This window comes from Sphingopyxis solisilvae (assembly GCF_015475875.1).
Lineage (GTDB): Bacteria > Pseudomonadota > Alphaproteobacteria > Sphingomonadales > Sphingomonadaceae > Sphingopyxis > Sphingopyxis solisilvae.
On record NZ_JADKYM010000013.1, the window covers coordinates 74,875 to 94,731 of the forward strand.

The window sequence follows — 19,857 nt, forward strand, 5'->3', positions numbered from 1 at the left end:
CGGGAGAGAAATTATGAAGAGGAAACTCGGTTGCGGGCTGTCGCTCGCCGCATTGGCATGGGCACCATTCGCCTGGGCGCAGAGCGATGCATCGCCTGGTCAGGCGGCGGACAATGGCGGTGACATCATCGTCACCGCCACCAAGCGTTCGCAGAATCTGCAGGACGTGCCGATCGCCGTCTCGGCCTTCTCGTCCGAGCAACTCCAGAAATCGGGGATCAATGATACGCGCGAGCTGATGACGCTGGCGCCCAGCCTCAATCTGACGAGCACGACGTCGGATTCGGCCGGCGTCGTCATCCGCCTGCGCGGCGTAGGCAGCGAGGCGATCAATCCCGGGCTTGAATCGTCGGTCGCGACCTTTGTCGACGGGGTCTATCGCAGCCGCTCGAACCTCAGCCTCACCGACATTCCCGGGATCGAGCGGATCGAGGTGCTGCGCGGGCCGCAGGGAACACTGTTCGGCAAGAACACGTCGGCGGGCCTCATCAACGTCATCACCTTCGCGCCAAAGTTCGAGCCCAGCTTCGACGCGGCCGCGTCATACGGAAATTATGACCTGGTCCGGCTGAACGCGGGGGGTGGCGGGACATTGGTGCAGGGCGCCGCGGCCTTTCGCCTCGACGCGGCGTATCAGCGGCGTGACGGTTTCCTGCGCGATTTCGACAGCGGCCGGCGCTATCGCAATCGCAACCGCGTCACCCTGCGCGGCCAGCTTTTGCTCACCCCGGCCGATGACGTCGATATCCGGCTGATCGCCGACTATGGCCATCGCCGCGAAACCGGCCCCGACACCTATTCGCCGATCGTCAACGATCCCGTTTATGCCGGCATTTTTCAGGCGATGGGGTTCGGCAGCCACATCGGCCGCCAGGATCTGACGATCACGACGACGCAGAATCGCGCGTCGGTCGAGGAGACCGATCAGTGGGGGCTGTCGGGCGAATTGAACTGGGATGCGGACGGCGCCAAGCTGACATCGATCACCGGATACCGGCACTGGCGGAACGACCAGGCGCGCGAGGTCGATTATGCCGAGGCGGACCTGGTCTATATTCCGTTCAAGGCCGCCGCGCAGGCGTTCGATACCTTTACCCAGGAACTTCGGCTCGACGGCAGCGCGGGACCGGTCGACTGGATGGTCGGAGGCTTTTACAGTCATGAAAAGGCATTCGGTCGCTATGGCTATCGAGCCGGGCGCGACCTTGAGCCGTTCCTCGACCGATTGTTCGGGCCGGCGACTGGACGGGCCAACCCGATATCCTTTTATACCGGGCTACCGGTCGGGGCGAGTTATCCCGAAGGCTCGGGGGTCGGGCGCGACGATTTCCGCCAGACGTCGCGCAGCCTCTCGGTCTTCACACACAATGTCTGGCATGTCACCGACCGGCTCGACCTGATCGGCGGTCTTCGTTTCACGCGCGAGGCGAAGCGGGTCGATGTCGATATTGTCGATACGCTCAATCCGGGCTGTCAGGCGCTGATCGCGGCGGGACGAGCCGTTCCCGGCGCGACGCCGATTTCGGGAATCCAATGCCTGCAGCTCTTCGACGCGCGCTATGACGGGTCGTACACCGCGCGCAAGGTGGAGAAGGAATGGTCGGGGATCGCGACGATCAGCTATGATTTCAGCGACGCGCTCCACGGCTATGCGACGTACAGCCGCGGCTATAAGGCGGGCGGCTTTGTCCTCGATCGCGCCGGGTTCCGGCCGATCGCGATGAAATCGCCCGATGCCGTCGATCTGGCCTTCGATCCCGAACTCGCGACCAACCACGAAGCCGGGCTCAAATTCCGATCGCCGGGCGGCGGGGTGACCGTCAACGGGGCGGTCTTCTACACCCGCTTCACAGACTATCAGCTCAGCTACAACACCGGCGCGGCGCTGATCACCACCAATATCCCGCGCGTCACGGCGAAGGGCTTTGAGCTGGAACTGGGCGCCCGCCCGGCGCCCGGCTGGCAACTGGCAGCGGGCGTCACCTATGCCAGCTCGCGCTACGGCGCCATCCCGCCGGGCCCGCCCTCCAATGTCGCCGCGATTGCCGGGCGGCAACTCGCCAACGCGCCGAAATGGGTCGTCACCGGCTCGGTGGGATGGGACGATCTGGTCGCGGGCGGCAGCCTGCGTGCTTTTGTGCAACTCGACGGACGCTATCAGTCCGACGTGCTGACCGAACGGCTGCTGCGCCCGACATCGGGACAAAAGGGCTATGCGCTGTTCAATGCCCGGCTTGGTGTCGGGACACCCGACGAGCGCTGGACGCTGGAACTGTGGGCGCGCAACCTGACGGACCGGCGCACCATCGGTGCCTCGATCCCCGCGACCTTTCAGGGGGCGACGCTGGTCGGCGCACAGGGCGAACCGCGCACCTATGGCCTGACGGTGCGGACAAAATTGCGGTAGCAGTCAAAACAGGAGCCGGCGTCCGCAGCGGATGCCGGCTTCGATCCTTATCGAATTGGAAAGCCTCGACGCCTGCCGATCAGGCCGGCGCCGGCCGTCCGCCATCGCCGACGCGAAAGACCGCGGTCGCGCGGCCAATGATCCGGCTGTCGGCGGTGACCTCCGCGGATGCAAAGGAAAGCGTCCGGCCGCTTTGGGTCGCGGTGGCGCCAATCTCGATCCATTGACCCTCGCGCGCCGCGCCGAGGAAATCGACCGACAAATGCACGGTGACAAGGCTCGTGCCGTCGCTGGCTGCCAGCACACAGGCAATGCCCATCGCATTGTCGCACAGCGCCGACAGCACGCCACCGTGCAACATCGCGCGCGCATTGCAGTGCGCCGCCGCGACGCGCAGCCCGATGACAAAGCGATCGCCGTCGCGTTTCGAATAGAGCGGTTCCCATGCATCGGTCACCGGGCTGCGGCGAAAATGCCGCTCGAACCCGGCCGGTGGGTCGGCGCGCGCGCTCACCAGTCGATCCGGACCGTCGCGCCATAGGTGCGCGGCGCATTATAGGCGACCGAATAGGCGCCGAAGAGCGCGAAACTTTGGACCGCGAAGCTTTCCTTAGTGAGATTGCGTCCCCACAGCGCCAGATCCCAGCCGCTGTCCGACAGCAGACTGACGCGCGCGTTGACCAGCGTATAAGGCCGTTCCTTCAGGTAGGATGTATTCTCGGCATTCAGGAAGAAGGCGCCATTATATTTGCCATCGATCTGCAGCGCCATGTCCCAGCCGTTGCCGATGGCGAACTGATAGCGGGCCAGCAGGTTCGCCGAAAATTTGGCGGCGAGCGGAAGCTCGTTGCCGTCGAACACCGGCTGGGCAGGATCGTCGATCCGGGTGTCGATCCATGCCAGTCCCGCGCGCAGATCGAAACCGCGTGCGGGACGCAGGGTCGCGTCGATCTCCATACCGGTGACCCGCGCCCTGGCGAGGTTGCGTAGCTGGTTGAACGGCAGGCCGGTGACGGTATCGACCTGGGCGACCCGCACTTGCGGCTTGTCGAAATCATAGTGATAGACTGATCCGTTCAGGAACAGGCGCCGATCGATCAGGGTCGATTTGACCCCGATTTCATAGGCGGTCAGCACCTCTTCTTCAAAGGGTTCGAGCTGCTGGCGCGTGAAAGCGAAATCGCCATCGAAACCGCCGCTTTTGAACCCGCGACTGATGCTGCCATAGAGCAGCACCGCGTCCGACGGCTTGTAGTTGAGCCCGATCTTGCCGGAGAAGCTCTTGTAGGCTGCGTTGTCGTCGACGACTGCGGCGTCGGCCGGCGTCGAACCGAAATTGACCGGCGCGCGCGATGGAGCGAACCCGTCGTTGTAGATCCACTCCGACCGGCTCGCGAAATCCTTGTCCTCATGCGAATAGCGCAGCCCGGCGACCAGCGTCAGTCGCTCGCTCGCCTTCCACTCGGCATGGCCGTAAGCGGCTGCGCTCCACGTATCCTGCGAAAAATTGAGCTCAAGCTGGTCGGCAACGCGCCCCGCGAGCGCCGGATCGGTGAAGTTGGTGAGGGCAAGCAGCGGCGAGAGTGTGCCGAAGAAGCGCAGATCGACCTTTTCGCGCGCGCCGTACAGCCCCGCGATCCAGTAAAAGCGGCCCCCGCCATCCGACGCGAGCCGCAGTTCCTGTGAATATTGTTCGAGCCGGGTATCGCGCAGCTGGTTCAGTTCGTGATGCGGCGCGCCGTCGGTGTCGGTGAAGGCGCGCTTGCGTGCGTCGTCATAAGAGGTGATCGAGGTCAGTGTTACGCTGCCGAGATCGAATTCGCCGCGCAGCGAGGCGCCGACATTATGCTCGCGGTTTCGTCCGACGAAATCGACCCGGACGCGATAGGGGTCGCCGTCAAGATCGGTGTAGCCGAAGGCGTCGCCGCAGAAGCGCGGATCGCGAACGCCGGTGAGCGGGGTGGCTGCGCACGGCTGCGCGGCCCCGGCAATCGATGTAAAGCCGATCGAGGTCAGTGGCAGGACGTCGCCCGTCGTCTCGCCGCCGTGGAAGTTGAGCAGCAGCTTGACCGCACCATTGCCGTCATATTCGAGCAGCCCGCGCGCGGCCCAGCTTTCCTGTTCACCAGCGCGGCGCTTCGGATCGAAGAAGAGCGGACTGCGCGGCAGCGCGCTGTCGGCGGGCGTCCAGTCGTTGGTGTAATATCCGCGCGCCTGGCTGGCATAGCGGCCCGCCAGCCGGGCCTTCAGCGTCGGCGACAGTGGCCCGCTGACCGCTGCGTCCAGCGTGAGGCTGCGGTAGTTGCCATAGGAGGCCTCCGCATATCCTTCGAGCGTATCGGTTGGCCGGCGCGTCGAATAGCTGACCGCGCCGCCGGTCGTATTGCGCCCGAACAAGGTTCCTTGCGGGCCCTTCAATATCTCGACCCGGTCGGTATCGAAAATCTGGAAGCCGGTCAGGATGTTCGATCCGAGATAGACTTCGTCGAGATAGACCGCCGCCGCGGGCGCGACATTGGGAGCGAAATCCTGAACGCCGACCCCGCGGATGACAAAGGTAGGCTGACGGCCGAGGTAGCTGTAGACTTGGACGCCGGGCACCGATTCCGAAATGCGCTCGGCCGAGGTCACGCCCAGATCCTTGAGCTGGTCGCCGGTGAAGGCGGCGATGGAGACGCCGACGTCCTGAAGATTCTGGTCGCGTTTTTGCGCCGTGACGACAATCTCTTCGAGACGGTCGCCCGAGGCAGCCGGCGGTGCGGCGGTCGCCGCGCCCTGCGCTGCTGCCTGAGCCGGAATGGTCGCCAGCACGGCGCCGATACCAATACCGCTTAGAAACCTGCTTTTCATATCCGCTCTCCCCACTGCGACGAATTCGTGGCGGTTCGTCCGATTGGCAGGATGCGGGAGAACGGCCGGCGCGGCTATTGATCGGTCTGCGATTGGGATTGCGCCATGCACAATGCGATGGCCATGCGCACCGCGCAAAGCCAGTTGCAGCCTCCGCAACAAAGACGACGCGATATCGGCGCTATGGCCGTCCGGCTCCCGTTGGCGCGGGATCGGCAAGAGGAACAGCGATGACCCAGTTATTGGCTCCCGGCGTGAAGGCGCAGGATGTCGGCAAGCTCTTCGATGAGGCGGCGCACCGCTTTGCCGAGCGAACGATGATCGAATTCAATGGCTGCTCACTGTCCTTCGACGACATCGCGGCCGCGGTGACGAATGTCGCCGCGATGTTTGCCAAGCATGGCGTGGCAAAAGGCGACAGGATCGCGCTCTATTTGCCGAATACACCGCATTACCCCGTGCTGTTCTTCGCGGCGATGCGGTTGGGCGCGGTGGTCGTGAACCTGACCCCGCTCGACGCGGCGCGCGAGCTGCGCTTCAAGCTCGCCGATACCGGCGCGCGGATCGTTGCGACGCTCGACGCCGGGCCTTTTCGCAGCAACGCCGCGGCGCTGCTTGACGAAGGCGTGGTCGACCTCGTGCTGATTGGCAGCGATGGCTATTGGCAGGGTGCGGACCCCGTCGCCGCAACGACTGCGGGTATGGCGTCGCTTGATGCGATGATCGCGACCACCTCGTCCTGCCCGGCCGTCCACGTCACCGCCGATGACCTTGCGCTTATCCAATATACCGGCGGGACGACGGGCACGCCGAAGGGTGCGTTGATCACGCACGGCAATCTGGTCAGTGCGGTCGCGATGTTCGACGCCGCAATCGCGGCAACCTCGGGCTGGCGGCCGGGTCATGAACGCCATGTCGGCGTGCTGCCGCTGTTCCACATCTATGCGCTGGCAGGCGTCCTGCTCCGCGCGGTTGCCCATGGCGAAACGGTCCTGCTGCGCGACCGGTTCGATCCCGAACAGACGCTGGCCGATATCGATAGCGGCGGCGCGACCTTTTTCTTCGGGGTGCCGACCATGTTCATCGCGCTGCTCGAAACACCGAGCATTGCCGCATATGATCTGTCTTCTCTCGTTTATTGCGTGTCAGGCGGCGCGCCGCTTCCCGGTGAGGTGGCAGTGCGTCTGGCGCAGTCGATCGGCCGCCCGCTCGTTGTCGGCTGGGGGATGACCGAGACCTGCGGCGCTGGCACGCTCAGCAGGTCGGACGAAATCAATGAAGCCGCCGCGATCGGCTATCCGCTGCCGGGCGCTTCGGTCGAGATATTGTCGTTCGATGGCGAGCGTTTGCCCGTCGCGGCGGGCGAGACGGGCGAGATCGCGATCAGCGGCCCGAACGTGGTCCAAGGTTATTGGAACCGGCCCGAAGAGAGCGCGGAGGCTTTTGCTGCGGGGCGGCTTTTGACCGGCGACATGGGCTTCGTCGATGCGCGCGGCCAGATCCATCTCGTCGATCGCAAGAAGGACCTGATCATCTCGTCGGGACATAATGTCTATCCGCGGATGGTGGAGGAAGCGATTTACGAGCATCCGGCGGTTGCCGAGGCGCTCGTCTATGGAGCGGCCGACGGTTATCGCGGCGAGGTCGCAGTCGCCGCGGTCAAGCTACGGGCGGGGCAGGCGCTGGACCTCGCGCAGTTACGCGCCTTTCTTTCGGACAAGCTGGGACGGCATGAACTGCCCGCCCGGCTGGAACTCCATGACGCGCTGCCGCGAACCGCTGCCGGCAAATTGTCGCGCAAGGAACTGCGCGACGCATCGACCAAGAGAGAGGCATGACATGACGGGCTTTCAGGATTTCGCTATCGATCTGGCTTTCCCGGAGGGGCCCGTGGCGCTCGCCGACGGCAGCCTTCTTGCGGTCGAAATTCGCGGACAATGCCTGACGCGCCTCGCCGCCGATGGAAGCCGCAGCGTCGTCGCGTCGCTTCCGGGCGGGCCCAATGGCGCGGCGGTCGGTCCCGATGGCGCGATTTACGTCTGCAACAATGGCGGGTTCGAATTTGACGACGTCGACGCTTTTGGGATCAACATTCCCGTGGGCTCGGCCGCTGCCTATTCGGGCGGGTCGATCCAGAGGGTCGATCCGGCGACCGGCGACGTGACGACGCTTTACACCGAAGCCGATGGTGTGGCGCTGCGCGGGCCGAACGATCTGGTGTTCGACGATGAGGGCGGGTTCTGGTTCACCGACCACGGCAAATCTTTTCACCGCCAGCGCGACCGGGTCGGGGTGTTTTACGCCAAGGCCGACGGCAGCTTCATTCGCGAGGCGATCTTTCCGCTGGAAAACCCAAATGGCATCGGCCTGTCACCCGACGGCCGCACGCTCTATGTGGCGGAAACTTACACGTGCCAGCTGTGGGCGTTCGACATCGCGGGGCCGGGCGAGATTGCACCGCATCCCAATCTGTTCGGGCACGGCGGCCGCTTCCTCTACCGCCCCGCGGGCTTTCGCTATTTCGACAGCCTCGCGGTCGAGGAATGCGGCAATATCTGCGTAGGGACGATCGGCGAGCCGGGTATTTCGGTCATTTCTCCCGGGGGCGAACTGGTCGATTTCGTCTCGACGCCCGACCTCTTCACGACCAACATATGTTTCGGCGGCGACGATATGCGAACCGCCTATATCACCCTGTCGGGAACCGGCCGCATCGCCGCGATGCGCTGGCCGCGGTCCGGCCTGCGGTTGAACCACTCCGGCTGGTAACGCCGTTCAGGCAAATCGCGCCAGCCCCTCGTTCATCCAGTTGCGGAACTTGATGGCGTCGGGCCGACGCTGGACCGCCTCGTCCGCAAAGACGAGATAATAATCGATGCCAAGCGGCGCCTGGAAATCGCCGATCTGGACGAGGCGCCCCTGTTCGATCAGGCGATGCGCAAGGATCGGCGCGACGATCGCGACACCTAGGCCCGCCGCAGCTGCCTCGAACATCAGGAACTGCGCTTCATAATAGGTCGGCGGCGCGAGCGGCGGGCCGTCATATTTCATATTGCGCAGCCAGCGTTCCCATAGGCCCTCGGGGCGATAGATCGCCAGCCGTTCGATCCGGGCGAGATCTGAAAGGCCGGTCGGCAACGGATCGCCCGACGAGAGTGCCGGCGCCGACGCCAATATGCCGTTGATCGGGACGAGCCGGATCGCGGGCATCGATCCGATATCGCCGGGGCCGACGTAAATGGCGACGTCGGCGTGGCCGCGGCGCAGATCGTCGATGTCGCGCCCGATCCTGAGTTCGAGATTCACATCGGGATGTTTTTGCCGGAAATCGGTCAGATTGGGGATCAGCCAGCCGAGGGCGAAGGATTGCGGCACCACGACGCGCAGCGCCATGCCGCCGCGCTCCGCCTGCAAATCGACCGTGGCACGGCGGATCGAATCGATCGCCGGCTCGATCGTCCGCAGATAGCGCTCGCCGGTCCGCGACAGCGTGACCGTGCCCTTGCTGCGGACGAACAGGGCTACGCCCACAAAGGCTTCCAGCGCCTGGATACGCCGCGAAAAGGCGGATGGACTGAGCGCAAGCCGGTCCGCCGCGTCGCGAAAGCTGGCCGAACGCGTCGCAAGGATGAAGGCTTCGATCGCCTCTAGGGGAGGGGCCTGACGTCGGATGGTTCTGCTCAAGCCTCCCTCCCTTCCATCTACACCAGCAGGATCGCCGTGTGAAGCCAGTGCCTCAGCAGCCGAGCACCCATTTCTCGATCCGCTCATAATCGCGGCCCTGCGCGACCATGACATCGCCTTCGCCGGCGGTTGCGGCGGGGTCGGCGGCGGCATGGCGCGCCAGTTCGAGGCGCGCGAGCTGGTTCGAATGCACCTCGTCCGGGCCATCGGCGACCTGCGTCGTGCGCGCATAGACATAGGCCATGGTCAGCACGGTATCGGCAAAGCCGCCGCCGCCGAATGCCTGGATCGCCAAATCGACGATTTCCGCTGCCATGCGCGGAACGATGATCTTGATCATCGCGATTTCGGCGCGCGCCGCCTTGTTGCCGGCGACGTCCATCATCCACGCCGCTTTCAGCGTCATCAGGCGCGCCTGTTCGATCCGGCAGCGCGCCTCGGCAATACGGAAGCGCCACAGCGACTGGTCGGCGATAACCTCGCCGAACGTCGTGCGCTCCGACAGGCGGCGGCACAGGCGCTCCAGCGCGCGGTCGGCCACGCCGATCAGGCGCATGCAGTGATGGATGCGCCCCGGCCCCAGGCGGCCCTGGGCAATCTCGAACCCGCGGCCTTCGCCGAGCAACATGTTTTCGGCCGGCACGCGCACATCGTCGAAGATCGTTTCCATATGCCCGTGCGGCGCGTCGCTGATCCCGAAAATCGGCAGGTAGCGGCGAATATGGACGCCGGGGGTGTTGGTGGGCACCAGGATCATCGACTGGCGCGCGTGCCGGTTCGGATTGTCGGGGTCGTTCTGGCCCATCACGATCATGATCTCGCAGCGCGGATCGCCTGCGCCCGACGTCCACCATTTGCGGCCGCTGATCACATAGTCGTCGCCATCGCGGCGGATCCGCGTCCCGATGTTCGTTGCGTCGGACGAGGCAACCGCCGGCTCGGTCATCGCAAAGGCCGACCGGATCGTGCCGTCGAGCAGCGGGCGCAGCCAGCGATCCTGCTGCGCGGGCGTCCCATAACGGACGAGCACTTCCATATTGCCCGTATTGGGCGCGTCGCAATTGAAGATTTCGGGCGCCCAATAGGACCGGCCCATGATCTCGGCCAGCGGTGCATAATCGAGATTGCCAAGATTCGCCCCCAGTTCGCTGTCCGGTAGAAACAGGTTCCACAGCCCGGCGGCGCGCGCCTTGACCTTCAACTCCTCCAATATTTCCAGCGGCTGCCATTGGCGAAAATCATCGGGTTGCGCGAAAACCTGATCATAGATCGTGCGCTCGTTGGGATAGACATGCTTTTCCATGAAGGACTGCAGGCTTTCGAGCAGCGCCTTGCAGCGGTCGGAATATTCGAAGTTCACGCGATATCATCCTTTCCTGTGGGAGGTGTGCGGCCCAGACGGGCCAGTCCGGTTTCGGCCAGTTCGTCGAGCTGTCGGACCTGATCGGCGGTGAGCGAGCCAGCGGTCTGACGGTGGAAAACCCCGTGAGCGATGGCTGCGGTGCGATAGAGCGCGAAAGCGCAATAGGCGGCCCAGCCGGGCGGCAGCGGCAGTCCGATGGCTTTGCAGTAACGTGCGGCGAGGGTGGCGGGTTCGGGAATGCCGCCGCGCGCAAAACTTGTGTCGGCAAGGCCCGGCAGGATCTGGCCGCCGCGCGGCAGATCGAACGGCAAGAGGAAATAGGCAAGGTCGGCGAACGGATCGCCGAGCGTCGACAGTTCCCAGTCGAGGACCGCCGAAATCTTGCCATCCGACTGCAACAGGTTCCCGAACCGATAGTCGCCGTGCACGACGCTGGTCCGCGTCTGGCGCGGCAATGTTCGCGAAAGCACGCTGCCCAGCTCAAGCAGCGCGGGGGGCACGCAGCCGTCGCTCGCCATCTGGCCCGACCAGCGGGTGAACTGCCGCGCATTATAGTCGCCTTGCCCGCCGAAGCCGGCCAGTCCGATCGCATCGGGCGGCAGCTTGTGTAGGCTCGCCAATATGTCGATTGCCCGGTGGTAGGCCCGCGTGCGCAGCGAAGCGGCAAGGTCCGGCAGCGCGGGGTCTTCGATCGCTTCGCCATCAACCAGCGTCATCAGATAGAAGGGCGCGCCAAAATAAGAGGTGTCGGCGACGTGCAGCAGGACGCGGGGCACCGGGACCCCCGATCCTTCGAGCGCTTGCAAGACCCGCACCTCGCGGTCGATCCGGTGCGCGGAAGGTGAGCTTGCCGCGGTAGGACGGCTGCGAAGCACGAAACACCGACCCTGCGCGTACAGCAGGAATGTGGGGTTGGAACGTCCGCCGGTCAGGGCCCTGATCGTCAGCGGTCCGCGCAGCCCCTCGACGCAGGTTTCGAGCAGTTCGGTCAGCCGTGCGTCGATTTCGCGCGGCGTTGAATCTGCTGCCCTTTCCGCCTGCTGCACCATCCGGATTTCCTTTCTGGACAATCCGTAACCGCAATGCGTCTGGCGCCGGTATCGCGAACATCCCAACGCGCGTTGCGCAACGGGCAACGGCTAATTCGCCCGGTCGAGGTCCGCAGCCAAATGGCGGGCGGCGAGCAGATAGTGGCACGCGCCCCATAGATAGAGGGTAGCGATCAGGCTCAGCGCCATGCGTAAACCCGCCGCGGCCGCATCGGCTGTGCCGTCCGCCTGGATGGAGGCGAAATGGTCGCTGAGCCAGCCCGTCAACGGCGGTCCGATACCCAGCCCGACCAGGTTGACGGTGAGCAGGACGAGTGCGCTGGCGGTCGCGCGCATGCGCGTCCCGGCGAGCGACTGGACCAGCGCATAGGTCGGGCCGAGATAAAGAAATTGCGCGACGCCCGACACAGTCAGCAGCAGGACAACGGCGAGCCATTCGCCCTGCATATAGGCCGTGATCGACAGCGGCGCTGCCAGCATCAGGCCGACTGCCGGGATCCACGCTCCAAATCGCCGGTCGCGCCGCATGGCCCGGTCGACCAGCACGCCGCCCAGAAGCGTCCCGGCGCCCGCCGCAAGCCCCGAGACGAGCCCGGTCGCCGACCCGGCGGCGGCGAGTCCCATGTCGAACTGCCGCATCAGGAAAGGCGCGGTAAAGGCCAGAATGCCATATCCGGCTGTCGAGGCGACGGTAATCCCGGCGGTCAGATGGACAAAGCTGCGGCGCGATGCGAGATAGGCGATAGCCTGACCGAGCGAGGGCGGCGGCGTTGCCGCGGCGCGGCCGGTAGCGGCCTTAACCGACCGCGGATCCTTGATGACAACCAACACAATGACCGCCAGGATCAGGCCGGGGGCGCCGACCAGCATGAACGCGATGCGCCAGCCCAGCGCTTCGCCGATCGCGCCGCCCGCAACCGCGCCGAACAATATGCCCAGCGGGACGCCAAGCGAATAGATAGAGATGGCGGTGGCGCGGCGTTCGGGGGGGAAAATCTCGGACAACAGCGCGTGCGCGGGCGGCGTCCCGCCCGCTTCGCCGATGCCGACCGCGACCCGGCACAGGAAGAGCTGCAGGAAATTACTCGCAAAGCCGCACAACATCGTCATCAGCGACCAGGTCGCCAGCGCGATAGCGATGATCCGCGGCCGGTCGACGCGCTCGGCGATGCGCGCGATCGGTACGCCGAGGGTCGAATAGAACAGCGCAAAGGCGGTGCCGGAAATCAGGCCCAGCTGCGTGTCGCTCAGCCCCAGATCGTGCTTGAGCGGTTCCTGAAGGATCGAGACGATGGTGCGGTCGATGAAGTTGAAGCAATAGACCGCAAGCAGGATCGCAAGCGCCAGCCGGGGGGCGGTCGCAGGACGCGGGGCCGTCACGCGTCGCGCCATATAGCGGGGCGGCGCTCAAAAAAAGCGGCCATTGCCTCGTGAAAATCCTCCGTCCTTGCGCACAGGACCTGGTTGCGGTCTTCCATCGCGACGACTGCCTCGATCGAGGTCGCGTCGATCGCGTGACGAAGCGCCTCCTTCGACAGCCGCAGCGCGATCGGGGCGACCTTCAGCAGGCTGTCGGCCATGGCCCGTCCGGCCTCGTCGAGCGTATCGGCGTCTTCGACCAGCCGCGACACCAGCCCCAGCGTATCAGCGCGTTCCGCGTCGATGAACTTCCCCGTCAGGATGAGCAGCGATGCGACCGAAGCACCGACCAGGCGCGGCAACAAATAGCTGACGCCGATGTCGCAGCCGCCCAGTCCGACGTTCACGAAAGCGCAATTCATCCGCGTATTACGGGTGGCGATCCGGATATCGGCCGCGAGCGCCAGCGCAAATCCGGCGCCGCATACGGCGCCGTGAAGCTGGGCAATGATCGGCTGCGGGCAGCGGCGCATCTCCAGGATGAACTCGCGGTTTGCGCTCTGAATGGCGAGTTCGGCGCGAACACCAGCGTTGCCGAACCGGTGATCGGGCGGGGCTTCGTCCGAAGCCTTCAGGTCGACGCCCGCGCAAAAAGCACGGCCGGCGCCGCGCATAACGATCACCCGGATTTCATCGTCGAGGCGCTTTTCGCGAAAATATCGGGTCAGATCGCGGGCCATCGGCGGATCGATGGCGTTCAGCCGGTCCGGCCTGTCGAGGGTCAATATGTCGAGCGCGCCCGATCGCGCCACTTGAAACCCGGAATATAGGGGCGAGGCGCTCGGTCTGGTTTCATTTTCCATGCCAGCCAGCATATCCGCCCATCCCCAATTCTCGAATCCTCAGTCCGCAACGATCATTGTGTCTGGCGCAAGCGACCATTCGCGATCTTCTAATGTTGCCTTTCGCCCTTTGCTGGCTCGGAACCGTTCAGTCAGCTACCGGCCAAATGCGGCCTGATCAACGCGGCCCGAGGTAATCTTCCGCAATAGCCCTCGACACTTCATTGGCGGCAAGCTTGGTTGCGTTGTCGATATGAACATATCGCTGCGTGATGCCGCGAGGGGCGTGCCCTAAGAGCACGCAGATTGTCAGCTCGGAGAAACCGAGTTCACCCGCGATGCTTGCAAAGGTGTGCCGAAGCGTATGAAGCGTGACCCCTTCGATGTCCGCCGCGATACAAACGCGCTGCAGTATCCGGGGCAGGCCGACAAGATGGCCATCGGAAAATTCGCTCGGGAAGACATAGTCGCAGTTGTCGCGCTTTGGTTGAGACTGGATATGGGCCAGTGCGGCGGCGCCGATCGGTCGTACTTGCGGTCCGGTCTTGGTATCGGGGAACCGGACACATCCCGTTATGTCATCGACCCATGCCCATTGCAGGCCAAGGGCTTCCATCCGCCGAAACCCTGTGAGCAGGATCAGCCGGATTGCTGCGACAGCCACCGAACTCTCCGCGTCATGCTGGTTCAGCGCTTTGCCGAAGCGTTTGAGCTCATCGACCGACAGGCGCCGATCGCGTTTCACGTCCATCGATATCTTCCGCACGCCGCGCGCGGGGTTGGCATCGATCACCTTCCATCGAGCGGCCTGTTCGAAGATCGTGTGGAGCATCCCAACGGTTCGGCCAGCGACGCCAGCGCCACCGCTTGTGATGCCGCCACGGCCGTCGCGATCCTTGGCAGTCTTTCCCTCCTTTATGTCGGCCTGGAAGTGCTCGAGATCGGCGATCGACAGTTTCTCGACGGATCGATTGCCTATGAGCGGTTTGACATGTCGTTCTATCCGGCTGCGATCCAGGGCTAGGGTTGATGAAGCGATCGGCTTCCTTCTGCGCCCGAGAAGACGACCTGCCTTCGCCTCTTTCAAATACCAGTCGCACACTTCATTGACTGTCGACCCGATCGGACGAGCCAAGGCAGGATCCTCACCGGCGGCGACCGCACCCAATCGGACCTTCGCGAGATCGCGCGCCTGCTCGATTGTCATGATACCGAAGCGCCCGAGATTGATCCGGCGTTTGGTTCCTTCGCTATTGCGATACTGGACGACGAAGGTTTTGAGCCCAGAAGGCATCACTCGCACTCCAAAGCCCCTGATCTCGCTATCCCATAGGATGATCTGCTTCTCCGCTGGAGGCTCCAGCGTTTCGACCGTTCGCTTGGTCAGTTTCGCCGTTGGCATGTTCCCTCTCTCCGCACACAGGAGACAATTTTATCAAATCGCCTATGTCTCCAAATAGTCTCCAGCCGAAATCGCATTCCGGAAAAAGAGAGGATAGCCGCGCGTAGGCTAAAATCAAGAAATATAATGACAATAGTAGAAGTGGATAGCGTGGGTTAGAACGTCGTAGGCCGCACCATTTGTTGCCAAGGTTGGGGTCGAGGGTTCGAATCCCTTCGCCCGCTCCAGTTTTCTTCATATATTTTGCGTTCCGTCGCCGCCGTTCGTGGCGATACGACAAGGTCGATGCCATTTGGCGGCCAAAGCTATGGCGGCGCACGGCCATTGCGGGGCGCCCCCAATCTTGCTTACGGGCCGGGCTAGTCGCCTCGACCACCGCCTTCCGCGTGGTGTAAAGCCCCCGAACCCGCGACAGTAAAGCGATAGCGGTGGAGGCCGCGTCCTTCGCGGCGGAGCCAGCCGCGCGCGGCGGCGACATCGCCATCGTGCAGGCGGTCGACCAGCGCGTGAAAATCCGGTCCATGGTCCATGTGCCGCAGGTGTGCGACCTCGTGCGCAACCGTTGCGCGGCGTGCATGATCGGGCGCCATGATCAGCCGCCAGCTGTAGCGCAGATCGCCGTCATGGGTGCAGCTGCCCCAGCGACTGCGCGGATCGCCAACCCCGACGCGCCCGACGATCAGCCCCGCGCGCGCTGCGATGTCGCGGCTTTCGCGTTCGAGCAGGTCGAGCGCCTGCGCTTTCAGCCAGCGTTCGATGCGGCGGCCCAGCGTTTCGGCGGGTCCGCCGACCCGCAGCGCCTCCGGATCGAGCGTCACCGTCCGCGGCGCCCCGGCAACCCAGTCGATACGCCGGTGGGTGCCCATAAAGGGGATCGTGGCGCCGGGGCCGACCACAACCGGCAACGCGGCTTTGCCCACCTGTTCGGCGAGCCACGCCTGCTGCTCGCCCGCCCATTTGAGCGCCGCGCGCACATTGGCGCGGCGCGGGACGGTCAGCCGCAACTGGCCGCGCGCGGCATCGACGACCAGCCGGTAGCGCCGCGACTGGGCATGATGGACGATCCGCACCGGCCACGGCTCGTCGCCGATCCGGATGTGCGGTTCGTCGCCGTGCGGGTTAAACCACGCGTTCGACAAGATGATTTTCCAATGGTCCGGCGACGCCTTCGCCGACCGTCCAGCCGACGATCGATTCGCCCGCGCGGTGAACGGCGTCACGGTCACCGCAGACCAGATAATGCCATTCGGGCAGCGGTTCGCCTTCGGCGCGCAGCCGGTAGGCGCAAGTCTGCGGCAGCCATTCCAGATCGTCGACCTTCGATCGCGTCAGCGTCAGGCAATCGGGAACATGGCGGCGGCGATGCTTGTAATCGTTGCAACGGGCGGTCGACAGATCGAGCAGGCGGCACGCGACATTGGTCGGATAGACGCGGCCTGTGTCCTCGTCCTCCAGCTTGTGGAGACAGCATTTGCCGCAGCCGTCGCACAGCGCCTCCCATTGGCCGGCGTCGAGGCTGGCGAGCGGCGCCTCCCAGAAGGGCTGCGCCTTCGTCACGATCATTTCACCCACTTCGCCAGCTCGGCCGCGACCTTGTCGGGCGCACCATCGTCGGCGTCGGTCGACGGGTCGTCGAGCGGCAACAGCGCCAACGGCTTGCCCGCCGGGTCCATCAGAAAGGCGAGCTGGCTGTGCGCCATCAGATAACGGTCGGGCGCCGAGCCCTCGACCTTGTGATAGGTGACGACATAGGCCTTGGCGACCGCGGCGATCTGGTCGGGTGTGCCGGTCAGCCCGAGCAGCCGCGGATGATAGCGCGCCACGAACGGCTTCAACGCCTCCGCCGTGTCACGCGCCGGATCGACGGTGATGAACAGCGGCGCGATCCTGGCACCGCGCACCGGGTCGGCCTTTTCGAACTGCGCCAGGCCGCGCATCAGTTTTTGCAGGTCGACCGGGCAGATGTCGGGGCAAAAGCTGTAGCCGAAATAGATCAGGCGATATTTTCCGGCAAAATCGGTATCGCTGACGGTACGGCCATTCTGGTCGGTGAGCGTGAAGGGGCCGCCGATCCGTGCGCCTTCGAGCGGCGGGGTCGCGGGCGGGGCGTCCGCCGGCGCGCTGCACCCCGCCACCATCGCGCCGAGCGACAGGATCAGGCTTGCACGGACCAGCTGTTGTCCGATATTCGCGATGTTCATCATGCGGCCAGCCTTGGTCGGCTAACCCGCGAAAATCAACCATTCTCGTCGCCGCGCCGCGACGGAATCCGACACGAGTGATTGCACCATGGTCCGTCGCCCCCCGTTCCGCTTCGCCTTTCTGCTCGCCTGTATCGCGACCGCCACGGCGCTTCCCGGTCCGGCGCAGGCGCAATTTCGCGGCGGCTATGCCTTTCTGCAGGCGGTCGAGTCGCGCGACGGGACGAAGGCGACCGAGGCGTTGCAGGACGATTCGACCCTGATCAACAGCCGCCACCCCGACCGCGGCGAAACCGCGCTCGCCATCGTTACGAAGCGGCGCGACACGACCTGGCTGCGTTTTCTGCTCGCCAAGGGGGCCGACCCGGCGTTGGCTGACCGGCAGGGAACGACGCCGCTGATGCACGCCGCGCTGCTGAACTTTACCGACGGCGCCGAAGAATTGCTCAATGCCAAGGCACCGGTCGACCAGGCGAACCGCCGCGGCGAAACCCCGCTGATTCTGGCAGTGCAGACCAAGAATGTCGCGATGGTCCGCCTGCTGATGCGGCGCGGCGCCAACCCCGACCGCGCCGACCATGTCGCCGGCATGTCGGCACGCGATTATGCCAAGCGCGACGACCGCACCGGACAGATCGTCGCGCTGCTCGACGCCAAGAGCGACGCGCCGATGCGCGAGTTGGGGCCAAGTTTCGGGCCTGAGTGACCAGTCAATGTGATATCATGATTGACAATCACATTACGATGTGAAACATCCTGCGCATGTCCACACAACTCATCGAGCGCATCCGCGCCATTGTCGACGACGGCAGCATGTCGCGGTCGGGCCTTGCCCGCGCGGCGGGGCTGCACGCCAACAGCCTGCGCGACCTGGAATCGCCCGGCTGGAACCCCACCGCCGAAACATTGCGCAAGCTGGAAAACTGGCTCGCGCACGGCAGCGACCTGTCCCCGATGGCGACGCCCGAAGAGATTATCGCCGAGGCGCGCAACGGCCGCATGTTCATTCTGGTCGACGACGAGGACCGCGAAAATGAGGGCGATCTGGTCATCCCGGCGCAGATGGCGACCCCCGACGCGGTCAATTTCATGGCGACGCACGGCCGCGGGCTGATCTGCCTGACGCTGACCAAGGCGCGCGTCGACCAGCTGGGCCTCGAGCTGATGAGCCGCGCGAACGGCACCCGCCACGAAACCGCCTTCACCACCTCGATCGAGGCGCGCGAAGGCGTGACCACCGGCATTTCGGCCGCCGACCGCGCGCGCACCGTGTCGGTCGCGATCGACGCCAGCAAGGGCCGCGACGACATCGTCACCCCCGGCCATGTCTTTCCGCTGATCGCGCGCGACGGTGGCGTGCTGGTGCGCGCCGGGCACACCGAGGCGTCGGTCGATATCGCGCGGCTCGCCGGGCTCAACCCGTCGGGGGTGATCTGCGAGATCATGAACGACGACGGGTCGATGGCGCGGCTCGACGACCTCATTCCCTTTGCGCGGCGCCACGGGCTCAAGATCGGGACGATCGCCGACTTGATCGCCTACCGCCACCGCAACGACCGGCTGGTCGAATGCGTGTCCGACGACCCGTTCGAATCGGATTATGGCGGCGACTGGCGGCTGAAATCCTATCGCAACAAGATCGACGGCAGCGTCAATCTGGTGCTGCAAAAGGGCGCGGTCGATCCCGACGGGGTGACGCTGGTCCGCATGCACCCGGTGTCGATCTTTGACGATATCATGGGGCGCCCGGGACCGAAAAAGCGCCGCCTGCAACGCTCGATGGAAGCGATCGGCGAGGCCGGTTCGGGGCTCATCGTCATGCTGATGCGCCCGCTGCCCGGATCGGCGGCGGCCGAGGAAACGCCGCCGCCGTCGGGGGGCATGGACCTTCGCACCTATGGCATCGGCGCGCAGATCCTCGCCGACCTCGGCGTCCATGCAATGGAATTGCTGACACCGTCGCACAATAACCTCGTCGGGCTGGAGGGCTATGGCCTGTCGGTTGTCGGCGAACGCTCGATCCCCGGAGAAGCATGACATGGCGCACGTCCTGATCGTCGAAGCCCGTTTCTATTCGCACCTCAACGACATGCTGCTCGATGGCGTGCGCAGCGCGCTCGAAGCCGAAGGGCACAGCCATGAGACGGTGACGGTGCCCGGCGCGCTCGAGATTCCCGCAGCGATTTCGCTCGCCGCCGATACCGGCCGCTTCGACGCCTATGTCGCACTCGGCGTCGTCATCCGCGGCGAAACCTATCATTTCGAAGTCGTATCGAACGAAAGCGCGCGCGGCATCATGGCGCTGACCCTCGACGGCCTCGCGGTCGGCAACGGCATATTGACCGTCGAGAATGAAGAACAGGCGCTTGCGCGCGCCGACAAGACGCGCAAGGATAAGGGCGGCGAAGCGGCAAGGGCCGCGCTCGCCATGCTCGCGCTGAAGGAACAATTCGGCATTGGTTGACCGTCCGCCTCCCAGTCGCTTTTCCGTCGTCGAGCGCGGCGGGCGGCTGGTGGTGATCGACCGCGAGACCGGACAAGTGCCGCCGACCGCGGCGGAGCGCATGGAAGTTCACGATCGGAAGCTCGGTATCGAGCCGATCCGGCCCGGCCGCGCGAGCACCGCGCCCGATATGTCGGCGGGCGCGCGCGCCGAATCGGGGTTGAGCGCGCGGCCCGCCCCAAACCAGCCGCCCGCGT

General features: G+C 64.9%; 18 protein-coding genes. 7 read left to right on the plus strand and 11 right to left on the minus strand.

What is annotated here, in order from left to right; translation table 11 throughout:
• Positions 1 to 13: 13 nt before the first annotated feature.
• Positions 14 to 2,407 (plus strand): TonB-dependent receptor, encoded by a 2,394-nt coding sequence (locus tag IR187_RS10900; protein ID WP_194954630.1) that lies wholly within the window; start codon positions 14 to 16, stop codon positions 2,405 to 2,407.
• A gap of 79 nt (positions 2,408 to 2,486) precedes the next feature.
• Here the strand turns inward: IR187_RS10900 and IR187_RS17005 are convergent, their stop codons facing one another.
• Together IR187_RS17005 and IR187_RS10910 are read right to left on the minus strand one after the other, a co-directional pair.
• On the minus strand, positions 2,487 to 2,921 hold the full coding sequence (locus tag IR187_RS17005; protein WP_194954631.1) for a PaaI family thioesterase: 435 nt from the start codon (positions 2,919 to 2,921) through the stop codon (positions 2,487 to 2,489).
• A complete protein-coding gene (locus IR187_RS10910) occupies positions 2,918 to 5,257 on the minus strand; it encodes a TonB-dependent receptor (protein WP_194954632.1) in 2,340 nt (779 codons plus the stop codon). The genes IR187_RS17005 and IR187_RS10910 overlap by 4 nt, the downstream gene beginning before the upstream one ends.
• Before the next feature lie 230 nt (positions 5,258 to 5,487).
• Here IR187_RS10910 and IR187_RS10915 point away from each other — a divergent pair, with 230 nt between their 5' ends.
• Both IR187_RS10915 and IR187_RS10920 read left to right on the plus strand, forming a co-directional pair.
• Positions 5,488 to 7,095: an AMP-binding protein gene (locus IR187_RS10915; protein WP_194954633.1), complete on the plus strand. Its 1,608-nt coding sequence runs from the start codon at positions 5,488 to 5,490 to the stop codon at positions 7,093 to 7,095.
• A 1-nt stretch (position 7,096) separates the two neighbouring features.
• Positions 7,097 to 8,026, plus strand: a complete 930-nt coding sequence (locus IR187_RS10920) for an SMP-30/gluconolactonase/LRE family protein (protein WP_194954634.1) — start codon at positions 7,097 to 7,099, stop codon at positions 8,024 to 8,026.
• 6 nt (positions 8,027 to 8,032) lie between these two features.
• Here the strand turns inward: IR187_RS10920 and IR187_RS10925 are convergent, their stop codons facing one another.
• The 9 genes from IR187_RS10925 to IR187_RS10965 form a co-directional block, all read right to left on the minus strand.
• Positions 8,033 to 8,941 (minus strand): LysR substrate-binding domain-containing protein, encoded by a 909-nt coding sequence (locus IR187_RS10925; RefSeq protein ID WP_194954635.1) that lies wholly within the window; start codon positions 8,939 to 8,941, stop codon positions 8,033 to 8,035.
• Positions 8,942 to 8,993: 52 nt separating this feature from the next.
• Complete coding sequence (locus IR187_RS10930) at positions 8,994 to 10,301, minus strand: acyl-CoA dehydrogenase family protein (protein WP_194954636.1); 1,308 nt, start codon at positions 10,299 to 10,301, stop codon at positions 8,994 to 8,996.
• Positions 10,298 to 11,353 carry a phosphotransferase family protein gene (locus IR187_RS10935; RefSeq protein WP_194954637.1) on the minus strand — a complete coding sequence of 352 codons (1,056 nt, stop codon included), beginning with the start codon at positions 11,351 to 11,353 and terminating at the stop codon, positions 10,298 to 10,300. Before IR187_RS10935 ends, IR187_RS10930 begins: the two co-directional genes overlap by 4 nt.
• A 90-nt stretch (positions 11,354 to 11,443) precedes the next feature.
• Positions 11,444 to 12,733, minus strand: a complete 1,290-nt coding sequence (locus IR187_RS10940; protein ID WP_194954638.1) for a spinster family MFS transporter — start codon at positions 12,731 to 12,733, stop codon at positions 11,444 to 11,446.
• Positions 12,730 to 13,575, minus strand: a complete 846-nt coding sequence (locus IR187_RS10945) for an enoyl-CoA hydratase/isomerase family protein (protein ID WP_194954639.1) — start codon at positions 13,573 to 13,575, stop codon at positions 12,730 to 12,732. Before IR187_RS10945 ends, IR187_RS10940 begins: the two co-directional genes overlap by 4 nt.
• 157 nt (positions 13,576 to 13,732) lie before the next feature.
• The gene (locus tag IR187_RS10950; RefSeq protein WP_194954640.1) at positions 13,733 to 14,956 is read right to left on the minus strand and encodes a site-specific integrase; all 1,224 of its coding nucleotides are present in this window, start codon (positions 14,954 to 14,956) and stop codon (positions 13,733 to 13,735) included.
• A 359-nt stretch (positions 14,957 to 15,315) separates the two neighbouring features.
• Positions 15,316 to 16,095 carry a M48 family metallopeptidase gene (locus tag IR187_RS10955; protein ID WP_228765801.1) on the minus strand — a complete coding sequence of 260 codons (780 nt, stop codon included), beginning with the start codon at positions 16,093 to 16,095 and terminating at the stop codon, positions 15,316 to 15,318.
• On the minus strand, positions 16,076 to 16,519 hold the full coding sequence (locus IR187_RS10960; RefSeq protein WP_194954656.1) for a YcgN family cysteine cluster protein: 444 nt from the start codon (positions 16,517 to 16,519) through the stop codon (positions 16,076 to 16,078). The genes IR187_RS10955 and IR187_RS10960 overlap by 20 nt, the downstream gene beginning before the upstream one ends.
• Entirely contained in the window at positions 16,516 to 17,160 is a 645-nt protein-coding gene (locus IR187_RS10965) for an SCO family protein (RefSeq protein ID WP_194954641.1), read from the minus strand. Before IR187_RS10965 ends, IR187_RS10960 begins: the two co-directional genes overlap by 4 nt.
• A gap of 85 nt (positions 17,161 to 17,245) precedes the next feature.
• Between IR187_RS10965 and IR187_RS10970 the strand changes: the two genes are divergently transcribed.
• The 4 genes from IR187_RS10970 to IR187_RS10985 form a co-directional block, all read left to right on the plus strand.
• On the plus strand, positions 17,246 to 17,863 hold the full coding sequence (locus IR187_RS10970) for an ankyrin repeat domain-containing protein (RefSeq protein ID WP_194954642.1): 618 nt from the start codon (positions 17,246 to 17,248) through the stop codon (positions 17,861 to 17,863).
• A gap of 56 nt (positions 17,864 to 17,919) precedes the next feature.
• Positions 17,920 to 19,194, plus strand: coding sequence for a 3,4-dihydroxy-2-butanone-4-phosphate synthase (ribB, locus tag IR187_RS10975; RefSeq protein WP_194954643.1), 1,275 nt, complete (start codon positions 17,920 to 17,922; stop codon positions 19,192 to 19,194).
• Position 19,195: 1 nt separating this feature from the next.
• Positions 19,196 to 19,621, plus strand: coding sequence for a 6,7-dimethyl-8-ribityllumazine synthase (gene ribH / locus IR187_RS10980; protein ID WP_194954644.1), 426 nt, complete (start codon positions 19,196 to 19,198; stop codon positions 19,619 to 19,621).
• The coding region (locus IR187_RS10985; protein ID WP_194954645.1) for a hypothetical protein at positions 19,614 to 19,857 on the plus strand (244 nt) is incomplete at its 3' end. The genes ribH and IR187_RS10985, both read left to right, overlap by 8 nt.